General features: G+C 68.2%; 19 protein-coding genes. 14 read left to right on the forward strand and 5 right to left on the reverse strand.

Annotated features, from left to right (window positions below):
- Positions 1 to 133: 133 nt before the first annotated feature.
- Together CCN37_RS40020 and rlmN are read left to right on the forward strand one after the other, a co-directional pair.
- Positions 134 to 298, forward strand: coding sequence for a hypothetical protein (locus CCN37_RS40020; protein ID WP_168200764.1), 165 nt, complete (start codon positions 134 to 136; stop codon positions 296 to 298).
- A gap of 49 nt (positions 299 to 347) precedes the next feature.
- The gene (gene rlmN / locus CCN37_RS20670) at positions 348 to 1454 is read left to right on the forward strand and encodes a 23S rRNA (adenine(2503)-C(2))-methyltransferase RlmN (RefSeq protein ID WP_086823579.1); all 1107 of its coding nucleotides are present in this window, start codon (positions 348 to 350) and stop codon (positions 1452 to 1454) included.
- Positions 1455 to 1467: 13 nt separating this feature from the next.
- Here rlmN and CCN37_RS20675 read toward each other — a convergent pair whose 3' ends face one another.
- A complete protein-coding gene (locus tag CCN37_RS20675; protein ID WP_086823582.1) occupies positions 1468 to 1788 on the reverse strand; it encodes a hypothetical protein in 321 nt (106 codons plus the stop codon).
- A 109-nt stretch (positions 1789 to 1897) separates the two neighbouring features.
- Between CCN37_RS20675 and CCN37_RS20680 the strand changes: the two genes are divergently transcribed.
- Genes CCN37_RS20680 through CCN37_RS20690 form a run of 3 tightly spaced genes read left to right on the forward strand, consistent with a single transcriptional unit; the run spans position 1898 to position 3318 of the window.
- Positions 1898 to 2560, forward strand: a complete 663-nt coding sequence (locus CCN37_RS20680) for a DNA alkylation repair protein (RefSeq protein WP_086823585.1) — start codon at positions 1898 to 1900, stop codon at positions 2558 to 2560.
- Between the two features lie 57 nt (positions 2561 to 2617).
- Positions 2618 to 2872: a plasmid stabilization protein gene (locus CCN37_RS20685; protein WP_086823587.1), complete on the forward strand. Its 255-nt coding sequence runs from the start codon at positions 2618 to 2620 to the stop codon at positions 2870 to 2872.
- Entirely contained in the window at positions 2869 to 3318 is a 450-nt protein-coding gene (locus CCN37_RS20690) for a type II toxin-antitoxin system VapC family toxin (RefSeq protein ID WP_086823590.1), read from the forward strand. The genes CCN37_RS20685 and CCN37_RS20690 overlap by 4 nt, the downstream gene beginning before the upstream one ends.
- A 1-nt stretch (position 3319) precedes the next feature.
- Here CCN37_RS20690 and CCN37_RS20695 read toward each other — a convergent pair whose 3' ends face one another.
- Both CCN37_RS20695 and CCN37_RS20700 read right to left on the reverse strand, forming a co-directional pair.
- A complete protein-coding gene (locus CCN37_RS20695; RefSeq protein WP_086823593.1) occupies positions 3320 to 3808 on the reverse strand; it encodes a carbonic anhydrase in 489 nt (162 codons plus the stop codon).
- Positions 3809 to 4013: 205 nt separating this feature from the next.
- Positions 4014 to 4268 carry a DUF2631 domain-containing protein gene (locus CCN37_RS20700; protein WP_246843198.1) on the reverse strand — a complete coding sequence of 85 codons (255 nt, stop codon included), beginning with the start codon at positions 4266 to 4268 and terminating at the stop codon, positions 4014 to 4016.
- Between the two features lie 117 nt (positions 4269 to 4385).
- Between CCN37_RS20700 and CCN37_RS20705 the strand changes: the two genes are divergently transcribed.
- The 6 genes from CCN37_RS20705 to CCN37_RS20730 are packed head-to-tail and all read left to right on the forward strand — an operon-like array spanning position 4386 to position 9350.
- On the forward strand, positions 4386 to 5573 hold the full coding sequence (locus tag CCN37_RS20705; protein ID WP_086823598.1) for an ABC transporter ATP-binding protein: 1188 nt from the start codon (positions 4386 to 4388) through the stop codon (positions 5571 to 5573).
- Entirely contained in the window at positions 5563 to 6705 is a 1143-nt protein-coding gene (locus CCN37_RS20710) for a spermidine/putrescine ABC transporter substrate-binding protein (RefSeq protein WP_086823601.1), read from the forward strand. The genes CCN37_RS20705 and CCN37_RS20710 overlap by 11 nt, the downstream gene beginning before the upstream one ends.
- Positions 6702 to 7490: an ABC transporter permease gene (locus CCN37_RS20715; protein ID WP_246843199.1), complete on the forward strand. Its 789-nt coding sequence runs from the start codon at positions 6702 to 6704 to the stop codon at positions 7488 to 7490. Before CCN37_RS20710 ends, CCN37_RS20715 begins: the two co-directional genes overlap by 4 nt.
- A complete protein-coding gene (locus CCN37_RS20720; protein ID WP_086823603.1) occupies positions 7487 to 8314 on the forward strand; it encodes an ABC transporter permease in 828 nt (275 codons plus the stop codon). Before CCN37_RS20715 ends, CCN37_RS20720 begins: the two co-directional genes overlap by 4 nt.
- Positions 8295 to 8606: an RNHCP domain-containing protein gene (locus CCN37_RS20725; RefSeq protein ID WP_246843200.1), complete on the forward strand. Its 312-nt coding sequence runs from the start codon at positions 8295 to 8297 to the stop codon at positions 8604 to 8606. The genes CCN37_RS20720 and CCN37_RS20725 overlap by 20 nt, the downstream gene beginning before the upstream one ends.
- Complete coding sequence (locus CCN37_RS20730; RefSeq protein ID WP_246843201.1) at positions 8607 to 9350, forward strand: trans-aconitate 2-methyltransferase; 744 nt, start codon at positions 8607 to 8609, stop codon at positions 9348 to 9350.
- On the opposite strand, the gene CCN37_RS20735 is transcribed toward CCN37_RS20730, so the two are convergent.
- Entirely contained in the window at positions 9329 to 9904 is a 576-nt protein-coding gene (locus tag CCN37_RS20735) for an HAD family acid phosphatase (protein WP_086823607.1), read from the reverse strand. The two genes, CCN37_RS20730 and CCN37_RS20735, sit on opposite strands and share 22 nt — an antisense overlap.
- Positions 9905 to 10094: 190 nt before the next feature.
- A complete protein-coding gene (locus CCN37_RS20740; RefSeq protein ID WP_086823609.1) occupies positions 10095 to 10364 on the reverse strand; it encodes a GlsB/YeaQ/YmgE family stress response membrane protein in 270 nt (89 codons plus the stop codon).
- Between the two features lie 235 nt (positions 10365 to 10599).
- Between CCN37_RS20740 and dxr the strand changes: the two genes are divergently transcribed.
- From dxr to ispG, 3 genes are all read left to right on the forward strand, one after another.
- On the forward strand, positions 10600 to 11850 hold the full coding sequence (gene dxr / locus CCN37_RS20745) for a 1-deoxy-D-xylulose-5-phosphate reductoisomerase (protein ID WP_086823611.1): 1251 nt from the start codon (positions 10600 to 10602) through the stop codon (positions 11848 to 11850).
- A 4-nt stretch (positions 11851 to 11854) separates the two neighbouring features.
- Positions 11855 to 13075, forward strand: a complete 1221-nt coding sequence (locus CCN37_RS20750; RefSeq protein WP_086823613.1) for an RIP metalloprotease — start codon at positions 11855 to 11857, stop codon at positions 13073 to 13075.
- 199 nt (positions 13076 to 13274) lie between these two features.
- Positions 13275 to 14438 carry a flavodoxin-dependent (E)-4-hydroxy-3-methylbut-2-enyl-diphosphate synthase gene (ispG, locus tag CCN37_RS20755; RefSeq protein WP_086823615.1) on the forward strand — a complete coding sequence of 388 codons (1164 nt, stop codon included), beginning with the start codon at positions 13275 to 13277 and terminating at the stop codon, positions 14436 to 14438.
- Positions 14439 to 14551: the final 113 nt, after the last annotated feature.

Raw genomic sequence — 14551 nt, forward strand, 5'->3', positions numbered from 1 at the left:
ACGAGTTAACGATATATCGCTGAACTATCGCGATGCAACGTCGAATATCGGTGACCTGGCTCTCGACTGCTCCGAACGGAGTAGTAGCATTATTGATCTTGTGTCCGTTTTGCGTGGTATTCGGGAGTTGGCAATGCGTCTGAGCAGCATCGGAATGGCCCTGAGCGTGTGCGCGCTCGCCGCCGCCCCGGTCGTGGAGATCAACGAGTCCCTCGTCGAGATCGAGGACGTCACCGTGGACGTGCACCCCGCCGAGCTGACCTCGCTGCTGATCGAGCGGCAGCCCGGGCGGGCCTGAGCGGCGGTGTGCCCGGAGCGCGCCGGGGACGTGGGACAATCGGCGCGCTATGACTTCACTACCTCTCGTCTTCGACGCGCCCAAGCGCGGCCTGCCGCCGCGCCACCTGGTCGACCTCAGCCCCGCCGAGCGGCAGGACGCGGTGGTCGCGCTGGGGGAGAAGCCGTTCCGGGCGAAGCAGCTCGCCAACCACTACTTCAGCCGTCTGACCGTCGATCCGGCCGAGATGACCGACATCCCGGCCGCGACGCGGGAGAAGCTGGTCGCCGACCTGATGCCGCCGCTGTTCACCGAGCTGCGCAAGGTGACCTGCGATGAGGGCACCACGCGCAAGAGCCTGCTGCGGGCGCACGACGGCACGCTGATCGAGAGCGTGCTCATGCGCTACCCGGGCCGCGCGACGCTGTGCATCTCCAGCCAGGCCGGGTGCGGGATGGCCTGCCCCTTCTGCGCGACCGGGCAGGGCGGGTTGCAGCGCAACCTCTCCACCGCCGAGATCGTGGAGCAGGTCCGCCTCGGCGCCGCCGCCATGCGCGACGGCGAACTGCCGGGCGGACCGGGTCGCCTGTCCAACATCGTGTTCATGGGCATGGGCGAACCGCTGGCCAACTTCCGGCGGGTTCTTGAGGCGGTGCGCCGAATCTGCGATCCGGCGCCGAACGGGCTGGGCATTTCGCAGCGGTCGGTGACGGTGTCGACGGTCGGTTTGGTGCCAGCGATCCGCAAGCTCACTGAGGAGGGCTTGCAGGTTCGGCTCGCGGTGTCGCTGCACACTCCGGACGACGAGCTGCGCGACACGTTGGTGCCGGTGAACACGCGCTGGAAGGTCTCCGAGGTGTTGGAGGCGGCGCGTGCTTATGCCGAGAAGACCGGTCGGCGGGTGTCGATCGAGTACGCGTTGATTCGCGACATCAACGACCACGGGTGGCGCGCGGATCTGCTGGGGAAGCTGCTGCGCGAACACTTGGGGCAGTTCGCGCACGTGAACTTGATCCCGTTGAACCCGACTCCGGGGTCGAAGTGGGATGCCTCGCCGAAGCACGTGCAGGAGGACTTCGTGCGTCGAGTCGAGGCGCAGGGCGTGGCGTGCACGGTGCGGGACACGCGGGGTCAGGAGATCGCGGCGGCTTGCGGGCAGCTCGCGGCCGAGGGCTGACCCCGCCCGCAGGTCAGCAGGGGCGCTCCGCCACCGCCCCGGTGATGTAAGAACTGTTGAGCGCTGCGGTGAGGTCCGTGGTGCCGGTGCTCAGGCAGCGGTACTCGAGCCTTTTCGGGAGAGTGATTCTCACGTAGGCGGTGCGGTAGCTGCAGTTCACGTACCAGGAGTTGTTCTCGTTCGCGCCGACGCCGAACGAGTAGTAGCCGCAGTGCCCGGGTTCTGGCCCGTTCGGCCCGGCGTGCGCGGGCGCGGCGGTCACCAGGGAAGTCGCGATCAGCGCGGCGGCGACGCCGACCTTCGCCAGGCTGCTGCGGGTACGGCCCGATGTCATGTGCCCTCCAGAGGTGTTTGGGGAACCCTAGGGCGGCGTGCGCTGCCCCCGAGGGGGGTTCATCCATGGTCGAATCTCGAAGGCTGATCGCTTTCGACAGGAGGCTCGGATGGCTGAGACGGTGGCCGGGTTGCTGGCCGAACTGGGCGCGCTCGAGGACCCCAAGATCCGTGCGGTGAACGAGAAGCACGGCGACGAGCACGGCGTGAACCTCACCAAGCTGCGCGCGATCGCGAAGCGGGTGAAGACGCAGCAAGACCTCGCGCGCGAGCTCTGGGCGACCGGCGACTCCGCGGCGCGCCTGCTGGCGTTGCTGATCTGCCGCCCGAAGGCGTTCGAGCGCGACGAGCTGGACGCCATGATCCGCGAAGCGCGTGCGCCCAAGGTGCATGACTGGCTGGTGAACTACGTGGTGAAGAAGAGCTCGCACTCCGAGGACCTTCGCCTGGCCTGGTTCGCCGACGCCGACCCCGTGGTCGCGAGCGCCGGGTGGGCGTTGACCGCCGAGCGCGTGGCGAAGAAGCCCGACGTGCTCGATCTTCCCGGCCTGCTCGACCTCGTCGAGGCGGAGATGAAGGGCGCGCCGGATCGGCTCCAGTGGGCGATGAACCACTGCCTCGCCCAGATCGGCATCGAGCACCCCGAGCACCGCGCCCGCGCGATCGACATCGGGGAGCGACTGGAAGTGCTCAAGGACTACCCGACGCCGCCCAACTGCACGTCGCCGTTCGCTCCGGCCTGGATCGCCGAGATGGTCCGCCGTCAGGGGTGACCGGTAGGGCGCGGGGCTCTGCTAGCATTGACTGCATTGCTGGCAGGAGGTGGGCTCGTGGCAACCTTGACGATTCGTGACTTCGACGAGGACCTGAAGGCCAGGCTGCGCGTGAGGGCCGCCGAGCACGGGCGCTCCATGGAGGCGGAGGTGCGGGAGATCCTCGCCTCGGTGCTCACCAGGTCCGCGCCGGGCCCCGGGATCGGGTCGCGCTTGCGGCAGCGGTTCAGCGACGTGCGTGAACTGGGGGAGTCACCGGCCGAGCTGCCTGAGCGGACGGAGTCGCCGCGCGCAGCGGAGTTCCCCGAATGATCGTTCTCGACACCAATGTGATCTCGGAGTTCATGCGGCAGGCGCCGGACGACGGCGTCGTGCGCTGGCTCGACCAGTACCCGCGTGACGAGGTCTTCACCACGGCGGTGACCGTGGCCGAACTCGGATACGGGATCTTGCGCCTGCCCAACGGCAAGCGCAAGGACGCGCTCAGCGCCGCGATGACGGGGCTGTTGGCGGAGGACTTCGCGGACCAGATCCTGCCCTTCGACCTCGTAGCCGCCGAGTACTACGCGGCCATCACCGCCAAGCGCGAGCGCTGCGGGCGCCCGATCAGCATGGCCGACGCACAGATCGCGGCGATCTGCCGCAGGTACTCCGCGGCCCTGATCACGAGGAACACCAAGGACTTCGTGGACACCGGCGTGCGAGTGGTCGACCCGTGGAGCGGTTCGCGGGACGATCCCGCGAACCGCTCGTGGTGAGCTAGCCGACCTCGTTGAGGCGGCCGGTGGCGACGTCGAGGACGAAGCCGCGCACGGAGTCCTTGTGCGGGATGAACGGGCTGGCCTTGATGCGCGCGATCGACTGGCGCACATCGGTTTCCAGGTCCTCGAAGGCCTCGGAGGACCACGCGGGCTTGATGCCGGTCTCGGCCTGGATGCCGTTGCGGAAGTCGGCGTCGGAGAAGGTCAGCATCCCGCAGTCGGTGTGGTGGATGAGGATGATCTCCTTGGTGCCGAGCAGTCGCTGGCTGATCGCGAGCGAGCGGATCTCGTCCTCGGTGACCACGCCGCCCGCGTTGCGGATGACGTGCGACTCACCCTCGTTGAGGCCGAGCGCCCCGTAGACGTTGAGCCGGGCGTCCATGCACGCGAGCACGGCGACGTGCTTGGCGGGCGGGAGGGGCAACGGGCCGGAGAAGCCCGCGGCGTAGGTGGCGTTGTTGGCCAGCAGTTCGTCGGTGACAGACATGTCGGTCCCATCGCGTCGGTGTCGATCAGCGGGCGCGAAAAGGCCGCACACTCCGCGTGAGTGCTGCGGTGTGCGCGGCCTGGGGACACGACTGGGAGAACAGGTAGTAGCGCCGGTGCGGCCAGAACGGCTCAAGCGCTACGCCCATGAGAGCTGAGTGAAGCGACCGGTGCGCTCATGCGCAATTGTTCCCAGAAGGTGGGAGTCAGCGGCGCCACGAGGTGCGGCGGCGGACCTTGTCCAGCAGCAGGACGCCGATCATGCCGGTGCCCAGGACGATCAGCCAGACGTCCTCGTTCCAGCCCTGGTGGTTGCCGATCAGCATGATGAACATGATCGCGGCGCAGATCCAGCCCGCGGCCCGGGTGGCGCGGGGGAACTCGCCGTGCCAGCCCCATGCCTGCGACGGCTCGGCGTGCGGGTCGTGCTTCTCCAGCTCAGAGGACTGCTGGGCCGCCACGATTACCTCCCGGGATGATGGTTGAAGCGGTGCAATCGTCGCACATCCGCCCCGCGCGATCCCCTCCGGAGTGGTCTTGCCGACTCCGCGCGATCGCCTGCTCTACGCTCCCCGGACGTGTCCGTCCAGCCGTCGACGGGGTTCCGCCCGGCCGAGCAGCGAACCCCGGATCTCCACGCCCCGGTCGAGGTCGGCATCCACGAGGTGCGCAAGAGCTTCGCCGACCAGGTCGCCGTCGACTCCGTGTCGCTGAGCGTGCACGAGGGCGAGTTCTTCTCGGTGCTCGGCCCGTCCGGGTGCGGCAAGACCACGCTGCTGCGCATGATCGCGGGCTTCGACGACCCGGACAGCGGGCGCATCGAGCTCGACGGCGTCGACATGGTCGGGGTGCCGCCGTACCGCCGCGACGTGAACACGGTCTTCCAGTCCTACGCGCTGTTCCCGCACCTCAGCGTGCGCGACAACGTCGCGTACGGCCTGCGCCGCAAGAAGGTCAGGGGCGCGGAGCTGCGCAGGCGGGTGGACGAGCACCTGGAGCTGGTGCAGCTGGGCCGCTTCGCCGACCGCCGTCCAGGGCAGCTCTCGGGAGGACAGCAGCAGCGCGTCGCGATCGCGCGGGCGCTCGCGTGCGAACCGAGGCTGCTGTTGCTTGACGAGCCACTCGGCGCCCTCGACGCACAGCTGCGCAAGCAGGTGCAGATCGAGCTGATGCGCATCCAGCGCGAGGTGGGCACGACCTTCCTCTACGTGACGCACGACCAGGAAGAAGCGCTCGTGCTCTCGCACCGGGTCGCGGTGATGAACGCGGGACGGTTGGAGCAGGTCGGCTACCCGGAGGATGTCTACGAGCGGCCTGCCACGCGGTTCGTCGCGGGGTTCATCGGCACGTCGAACATCCTCGACGGCCAGGTGTCCGACGTGGACGGTCAGTGGGTCGAGCTGGTCGCGGACGGCGTGCACCGCCTGCGCGCCGCGCTGCCCGACGGGCGGACCGTGCGCGTGGGGGAGAAGGTCGCGGTGACCGTGCGACCGGAGAAGCTGCACCTGCACGAGAACGCGGACCAGGTTCCCAGCGGCTGGTGCTCGCTGAGCGGCACGGTCGCCGACGTGGTCTACACGGGCGTTTCCACGCAGTACGTTGTTGAGCTGCCCGGTGGCGGATCGATGGTCGCCTTCGTGCAGAACGCTCGTAGGGTTTCCGACGCGGGTACTCCGGGGCAGCCGGTGTGCATGGCCTGGGACCCGGAGTTCACAGTGCTTCTTGGCGAGACGCTCGTCGACGAGGAGAACACCGATGTCCGGTAGCGTGCGCATCGCGCGGTTGTGGGACGACCGTCGGATGAACCGGCGGAACATGTTGCGCTCCATGGCTTTCTTCGCGATCGCGGCGAACGGGCTGAGCGCCTGCGCCATCTCGGAGGCCCCGAAGGGCGAGTCCGGGGGACAGGGCGGGCGCGCGGTCAACCGGGTCGACGAGCCCAAGCTGAACTTCTACAACTGGACCGACTACATCGCGCCGGACACGATCAGCAGCTTCCAGGCGGCGACCGGGGTCAAGGTCACCTACGACAACTTCAGCTCCAACGACGAGATGGAAGCGAAGATCGCCTCCGGCGCCGCGGGCTACGACCTCGTGGTGCCCAGCGACAACTTCCTGCGCAGGTTCGTCCGCGGTGGGCTGGTGCGGGAGCTGGACCGCGACCTCATCCCGAACCTGGGCAACCTGGAGCGCCGCTTCGTCGAGGCGGACTACGACCCGGGCAACCGCTACTCCGCGCCGTGGGCGTGGGGCACGACCGGGCTGGCCTACTCGAAGGCGGTGCTGGGCGATCGGGTCACCGGCTTCTCCGCCTACGACCTCGCCGAGGCGCAGGGGCGCGGCATGGTGCTCGACGAGGCGCGCGACGGCCTGAGCATCGGCCTGCTCGCGCTCGGGCACGACCCGAACACCGGTGACGCCAAGCAGATCGACGACGCGGCGAAATACCTGCTCAGCCTCAAGAAGAAGCTCGGGCAGATCAGCTCCGACGTGATCGAGCCGCTGACCTCGGGGCAGATGGTGCTGGCCCAGGCGTTCTCCGGTGACGCCTTCCAGGCGCGCAGGGCGAACCCCGCCATCGCCTACACCATCCCCAAGGAAGGCGGTCTGTCCTATGTGGACCTCCTGTGCGTCCCCAAGGACGCGCCGCACGCGCTGAACGCGCACCGGTTCATCGACCACGTCCTGCGGCCCGACGTGGGCGCGGCGCTGTCCAACGCGGTGCGCTACGGCAGCCCCAACGCGGCGGCGAAACCCTTCATCGACAAGGAACTCCTCAACGACCCGCTCGTCTACCCGAGCGCCGAAGTCCTCGCGCGGCTGCCGTTCGTCAAGGACCTGGGGCGCGAGGTGGAGGCCAAGTACGCGGACGCGTGGACCAAGGTGAAGACAGGGTGAGAACCGCCCTTCGCCGAGTGCTCGTGCTCGGCCCCGCCAGTCTCTGGCTGGCAGTGTTCTTCCTCGCTCCCATGGCGCTCGTGGCGCAGTACAGCTTCGCCACCAGGGACCTCGGCATCCTCCGCGTGGTGCTGCCGTGGACGACGCAGGCTTATCGCAGCGTGCTCGATCCGGCGTTCCTGCCGATCTTCGGGCGCACGGTGCTCTACGCGGGACTGACCACGGTCATCTGCCTGTTGCTCGGTTTTCCCTTGGCGTGGTTCATCGCGCGCCACGGTGGCCGGTGGCGGTTGGTGCTGCTCGCGGCCGTGCTGATCCCTTTCTGGTCCAGCTTCCTCGCGCGCATCTACGCGTGGAAAGCGCTGTTGGACGAGACCGGGTTCCTGTTCACCGACGGTGCCGTGATCCTCGGGCTGAGCTACGGGTTCCTCCCGTTCATGGTGCTGCCGCTGTACGTCGCTTGTGAGCGTATGGACTACCGGCAGGTCGAAGCGTCCTACGACCTCGGTCACGGTCGTTTGTCCACGTTCTGGCACGTAGTGCTTCCGGGTGTCGCGCCTGGAGTGCTAGCGGGTTCGTTGCTGGTGTTCGTGCCCGCGGCGGGAGATTTCGTGACACCGAAGCTGCTCGGCGGCGTGGACCAATCGACCTTCGGCAGCGTCATCGACGACCAGTTCCGTGGTGGCAACAACTGGCCGTTGGGGTCGGCTATGGCCGTAGTGCTGCTCGGACTGGTCGTGATCGTCCTTATAGTGCGCGGGAAGCGCGGAGAGGACGTTCTGTGAGACGGCGTCCTTGGAAGCTTGTTGTTGTCGTAGTGCTCGTCTACGCGTTCCTGTACTTGCCGATCGCGTGGCTGGCATTGGTGTCGTTCAACTCATCGCGCTCGGTCAGTCAGTTCACGGGCTTCTCGTTGCAGTGGTACGCCGAGCTGCTTGACGACGACCGTGTCCTCCAAGCGCTCGACCTGACACTGCGGCTCGCGGTGACAAGCGCGCTCGTGTGCACGGTGCTTGGCACGCTCGCAGCGTTCGGGCTACGGCGCGCGTTTCGTGGCCGGTCGGTCTGGGCGATGCTCCTGACACTGCCGATGGTGGTGCCAGAAGTCGTGATGGGTGTGAGCCTGCTGGCGTTCTGCGTGAAGCTGGCCGGTATTCCCCTCGGCTTCTTCGCGCTGCTCGTGGCGCACGTGTCGTTCTCGCTGAGCTTCGTGGTCGTTGTGGTCCGCGCGCGGCTCAGCGGCATGGACCCGCGCCTTGAAGAAGCCGCCGCAGACCTGGGCGCTGGACCGTTCACCGCTTTCCGCACGGTGACCTGGCCGCTGGTGTTGCCCGCCGTGGGCGCGGGCGCGGCGTTCGCGTTCCTGCTGTCCTTCGACGACGTGGTGACCTCGAACTATCTTGGTGGTGTCGGGTCGACCACGTTGCCGGTCTACGTCTACGGGCAGGCAAGCAAGCGCGGGGTCTCACCGGAGATCGTCGCGCTGTCCACCGGGATGGTCGCGGTGAGCGCACTCCTGCTGGTGGTGGGAGTGGTGATCGCGAGCAGGCGGGCGCGTCGTGCCTCGTCGTCCGTCATGGAGGTGGTCGGTGTTCCGCAGGGTGGTTGAGGACTTCGAGTGCGGCAACTGCGGCCGTGCTGTGCGGGGCAACGGGTACACCAACCACTGCCCGGCGTGCCTGTGGTCGCGCCACGTCGACGAGGAGCCGGGGGACCGCGCGGCGGAGTGCGGCGGGCTCATGCGCCCCGTGCACGCGTTCCTCAAGGGCCAGAAGACGCGGATCGTGCACGAGTGCGCGAAGTGCAAGGAGCGCAAGAACGTCAACTCTGTCGACGCCGACGACCGCGAAGTGATCCACAAGCTCATGGCCGCGTCCGCGCGCGACTTCATGGGGCACTGAGTGATCACCGAGGCGGAGCGCTTGCGGGCGATCCAGCGCAGCACGGACGCGTTCACCTTCGACGTGCTGCGCGGGCGCGGCATCATGCCGTCGTGGCGGTGCCTCGAACTCGGAGCGGGTGCGGGCTCAGTGGCGCACTGGCTCGCGGAGCAGTGCCCGGACGGCGAAGTCCTCGCCGTGGACCTCGACACCAGCGTCTTCGCGCCGTCGGAGGCGCCGAACCTCGTCGTGGAGCGCGCTGACATCATCAGCACCGACTTCACGCCGGGGCGGTTCGACCTGGTGCACGCGCGCTTCGTGCTCTGCCACCTCGCGGAGCGGGACCAGGTCGTCGAGCGCGCCGCGTCGTGGCTGGCGCCCGGCGGATGGCTCGTCATCGAGGAGCCCTACCTGCTGGAGGCGGAGTCCTCGCCGTTCCCGGTGGTTCGCCGGATCATGACCGCGTACCAGGACCACTGCGCCGCAAGGGGTTCGGCGATGACGTGGGCGCGGGGGCTGCCCGCCGCGTTGCTCCGAAGTGGACTGTCCGATGTGGACTACACCGGCAACCTCGGGCGGATGGGCGGCTTGGCGGCCGACCGCTGGCGCCCGCTGATCGACCGGGTCGCCCCCGGGCTGATCGCCTCCGGTGCCCTCGCCGAGGCCGACGTCGCCGAGTTCCACGAACTGCTCGGCGACGCGGCCTTCCTCGACATCCCGCAGGTCACGCTCTCGGTCTGGGGTCAGTCCAGCGCGCCGTCGTAGTCGGGCAGCTTGAAGGTGCGCTCGGCGTGCCCGCCGGCGAGGTCCCAGGTGTTGTTGCCGACGTTGGCGACGATCTTGTAGCCCTTGGCCTCGATCGCCTTGCGCGCGTCGGTCTTGACCTTCTCGGTCGGCTCGAAGTTGAACCACGGCCGCAGGTACAGCCCGTCGACCGGGTAGTCCACGTCCACCAGGTTGGCCTTGGTCGGCAGCCCGAGCACCTCGGGGCGGTTGGTGACGAAGAAGACCGCGGCGCCCTTGGACTTGGCCAGCTGCACGGCCTTGAGCACCGACTTGATCGCCGGGGTGGTCAGCGCCGGGTTGTAGGCCGTCTCCAGCGTGGTGTTGTCGATGTCGAGTGTGATCGCGGTCTTCTCAGCGGTGCTGGTCAGACGCGAGCCGAGGTAGGTCTCCAGCTGCTTGGCGACCACGCCGACGTCGGCGATCCAGGTCGCGTAGGACGGTTTCTCCGCCGCGGGGGCGGCGATCGCGGTTGACGGGGACGCGGCGCCCAGTGCCGCCGCGACGAGTGCGGCGGTCACGAGTCGTGCCCTCATGCTGGTGCTCCTCTCGCCCCGGGCAGGGGTCCCATGCACGCCATGGGGACCGGGGTCGGTGAGGATCAGGATGTCGGGGATCGCGCCGCCCGAGAATCCGCCGATCGGACGGGCCCACGGGGACGTGGAAGAAGACACAGATCGGGGCCACCGGCGGTTGCCGATGGCCCCGTGTTCACCCGGGTGAACGTCAGGCGTGAGAACTCCGGTTCCCGACGACGAGCCGGTAGATCGCGAGCACGATCACCGCGCCGAGAATGGCCAGCAGCCACGAACTGAGGCTGAAGAACGAGTCGACGTCCGCGTTGAACAGCGAGCGCCCGATCCAGCCGCCCAGCACACCGCCGACGATGCCCAGCAGCATCGTCACGATGATGCCGCCGGGGTCCTTCCCCGGCATGATCGCCTTCGCCAGAGCACCGGCGATCAGGCCAAGCACGATCCAAGCGATGAAGCCCATGGGGTGTACCCCTTTCCTGCCACGACGCGCCGCGTCGTCCCTGCGCAGTTGCCGTTCGTCCCTGCTGCAACAGAGGTGCCCAGTCCCCGTGATCTCACGCGGATGTTATGACTCCGTGACCTAGCATGAGCCGATCGGTGCGACTACGAGCTGCCGCATCGGGTGCGACAACATGGTCATGATCCCGCCGCCGGGCACTTCCCGCCCTGCGGCCCGAGTCCCACGATCGGGGAGAATGGCCGCTATGACTGCTTCCGGCGCTGGTCAGCGCTCTGTGCTTGTGCTCGGCTCGACAGGCTCTGTCGGAGCGCAGGCGCTCGACGTCGTTCGCGCCGCGCCGCACCTGTTCCGGGTGGCCGGGATCGCGGCGGGCGGCAGCGACCCGGCGGCGGTGGCCGCGCAGGCGCTGGAGTTCGGGGTCGATGCGGTCGCGGTGACCAGGGCGAGCGCGGCGGAGGACCTCCAGCTCGCGCTGTACGCGGAGGCGCAGCGGCGCGGGTTCGAGCGCGGCGAGTTCCGGCTGCCGAGGATGTTCGTCGGGCCGGAGGCCATCCGCGAGCTGATCGCCAGCACTCCGGTGGACGTGGTGCTCAACGCGCTGCCCGGCTCGATGGGCCTCACCCCGACGCTGGACGCGCTCGCGACCGGCTCGATGCTGGCGCTGGCCAACAAGGAGTCGCTGATCGCGGGCGGACCGCTGGTGCTCAAGGCGGCCAAGCCCGGTCAGCTCGTCCCGGTGGACTCCGAGCACTCCGCGCTCGCGCAGTGCCTGCGCGGTGGACGGGCCGAGGAGGTGGACCGGCTGGTGGTGACCGCCTCCGGCGGGCCGTTCCGGGGCCGCCGCCGCGAGGAGCTGACCGAGGTCACCGTCGCGCAGGCGATGAACCACCCGACGTGGGCCATGGGGCGGGTGATCACGATCAACTCCGCGACCCTGGTCAACAAGGGGCTGGAGCTGATCGAGGCGAAGCTGCTCTACGACCTGCCCTACGAGCGCATCGACGTGGTCGTGCACCCGCAGTCGATCATCCACTCGATGGTCACCTTCGTCGACGGCTCGACGCTGGCCCAGGCCAGCCCGCCGGACATGAAGCTGCCCATCGCGCTGGCGCTGAACTGGCCGAACCGGGTTCCCGGCGCGGCGCGGCCGTGCGTGTTCGACACCGCGTCGTCGTGGACCTTCGAACCGGTGGACGACGAGACCTTCCCGGCGGTGCGCCTGGCGCGGCAGTCCGGGATGGCGGGCGGGTGCGTGCCCGCCGTGTACAACGCGGCGAACGAGGAGGCGGTCGAGGCGTTCCTCGCGGGCCGCGCCTCGTTCCTCTCGATCGTGGACACCGTGCAGCGCGTCGTGGACGAGGCCGACCAGTGGCGCGCCGAACCGTCTACGGTGGACGAGGTCTTGGCCGCCGAGCAGTGGGCAAGGGCCCGGGCTCAGGAGCTGGTGGGCGCGGTGGGCGGCCCAGCCACCGCTGGAAGGAACTAGAGACGTGTCGTTCGTTTTCGGCGTTGTGCTGTTCGCACTCGCCATCGGGGTGTCCATCGCCCTGCACGAGTTCGGTCACCTGCTGACCGCGAAGATGTTCGGGATGAAGGCCACCGAGTACTTCATCGGGTTCGGGCCGCGGATCTTCTCCTTCCGCAGGGGCGAGACCGAGTACGGGCTCAAGGCCATCCCGGCGGGCGGCTACGTGCGCATCATCGGCATGACCGCGCTGGAGGAGGTCGACCCGGCCGACCAGAAGCGCGCCTTCTACAACCAGAAGGTGTGGAAGCGCGTCGTCGTGCTCGGCGCGGGCTCGGTCATGCACTTCATCATCGGTGTGCTGGTCGTGTACTTCATGGCCGTCTCCACCGGGATGCCCAACCTGGAGAACAAGCCGATCGTCGGCGAGGTCAGCCAGTGCGTGCCCGCCTCGCAGGACTCCAAGACCGGCTCGCTCACCCAGTGCGGCCCCGGTGACAAGGCGCCCGCGCTGGCCGCCGGTCTGCAGAAGGGCGACCGCGTCCTCAGCGTGGGGGGCAAGGAGACGCCGGTCTACGCCGACGTCCTCAAGGCGACCCGTGCCACCAGCGGTCCGACCCCGTTCGTCGTCGACCGCGGTGGCCAGCAGCTCACGCTGACCATCGACGTCGCCCAGGTGCAGCGGATGCCGCTGAACACCAAGCCCGGCGACAACGTCCCGCTGGAGACCGTCGGCGCGGTCGGCCTCGCCAACGCCAGCACCATCTCCTACGGCGCGCTCTCCGCCGTCGGGCCGACCTTCGAGTTCACCGGGCTGCTGTTCCAGAACGCCTGGGAGGGGCTGAAGCGGCTGCCGGAGAAGGTCCCGGTCGTGGTGAAGGCGATCTTCGGCGACGACAACCCGGAGCGCCCGGTCAGCGTCGTCGGCGCGAGCATCATGGGCGGCGACGCCGTCGAGCGCGGCCTGTGGGAGGTCTTCCTCATCCTGCTGGCGATGCTCAACCTGTTCATCGGCGTGTTCAACCTGCTGCCGCTGCTGCCACTGGACGGCGGGCACATCGCGGTGAATCTTTATGAAAAGGCCCGTAACACGATCCGGCGAATGCGTGGTCGCCCGATCGGGGCTCCGGTGGACTACACGAAGCTGCTTCCGCTCACCTACGTGATGATTTTCCTCGGTGGTGCGCTGATGCTGCTGACCATCACCGCCGATGTGGTGAACCCGCTGCGCCTGGGTGGCCAGTAACGAACTACCGAATGTGAGCGGTGCCGCGGCCATTGTTTTCCGGTCTTGTGGCACCGCTCACATTTGTTGTATGGGATTTCGATCGCACCCCGGCGTTTCCGTCCCCCGGCCCCGGGGCCGTACAGTGGAAGTCGGCAGGGAAGTCGGCAGCGGTGCCCAGCCGGTCGGTCGAAGATCCTCACCCCGGGAGTTGAAATCCATGTCCGTTGACGGTGTGATGCTCGGAATGCCGGGCTTGCCCGCTCCGGTGCTCGGACAACGACGCAAGACCCGCCAGCTCCAGGTTGGCTCCGTCGGGGTCGGCAGTGACTCGCCGATCTCGATCCAGTCCATGACCACGACGCTGACCTCCGACGTCAACGCGACGCTGCAGCAGATCGCCGAGCTCACGGCCTCGGGCTGCGACATCGTCAGGGTGGCCTGCCCGTCCCAGGACGACGCGGACGCGCTGGCCGCCATCGCGAAGAAGTCGCAGATTCCCGTCATCGCCGACATTCATTTCCAGCCGAAATATGTTTTCGCGGCGATCGAGGCCGGTTGTGCGGCTGTTCGGGTGAATCCGGGAAACATTCGCAAGTTCGACGACAAGGTCGGCGAGATCGCGAAAGCGGCCAAGGACCACGGAACTCCGATCCGCATCGGCGTGAACGCCGGATCGCTCGATCCCCGGCTGCTGCAGAAATACGGCAAGGCTACCCCCGAGGCGCTGGTCGAGTCCGCGCTGTGGGAGGCCTCGCTGTTCGCCGAGCACGACTTCCACGACATCAAGATCTCGGTCAAGCACAACGACCCGGTGGTCATGGTGCGCGCCTACGAGCTGCTGGCCGAGCAGTGCGACTACCCGCTGCACCTCGGCGTGACCGAGGCGGGCCCGGCGTTCCAGGGCACCATCAAGTCGGCCGTGGCCTTCGGCGCGCTGCTGGCCAAGGGCATCGGTGACACCATCCGCGTCTCGCTCTCCGCGCCGCCGGTGGAGGAGATCAAGGTCGGCACGCAGATCCTGCAGTCGCTGAACCTGCGCCCGCGCAAGCTGGAGATCGTCTCCTGCCCGTCCTGCGGCCGCGCCCAGGTCGACGTCTACACCCTCGCCGAGCAGGTCACCGCCGGCCTGGAGGGCATGGAGGTGCCGTTGCGCGTGGCCGTCATGGGCTGCGTCGTCAACGGCCCCGGCGAGGCGCGCGAGGCCGACCTCGGCGTCGCCTCCGGCAACGGCAAGGGCCAGATCTTCGTCAAGGGCGAGGTCATCAAGACCGTGCCGGAGCACAAGATCGTGGAGACCCTGATCGAGGAGGCCATGCGCATCGCCGAGGAGATGGAGGACGCGGGCGAGCCCTCCGGCGCCCCCGTCGTCAGCGTCTCCTGACCCCGGCTCGCCCCGAGCCTCATCGTCGTCTCCGACCACCTGAATGACTCGTTCGCCACGCTCAACGTGCTGAACGAGTCATTCAGCACGTTCAACCACATGAACGAGTCATT

The sequence above is a fragment of the Allokutzneria sp. NRRL B-24872 genome (assembly GCF_002155965.1).
Taxonomy (GTDB): Bacteria; Actinomycetota; Actinomycetes; order Mycobacteriales; family Pseudonocardiaceae; genus Allokutzneria.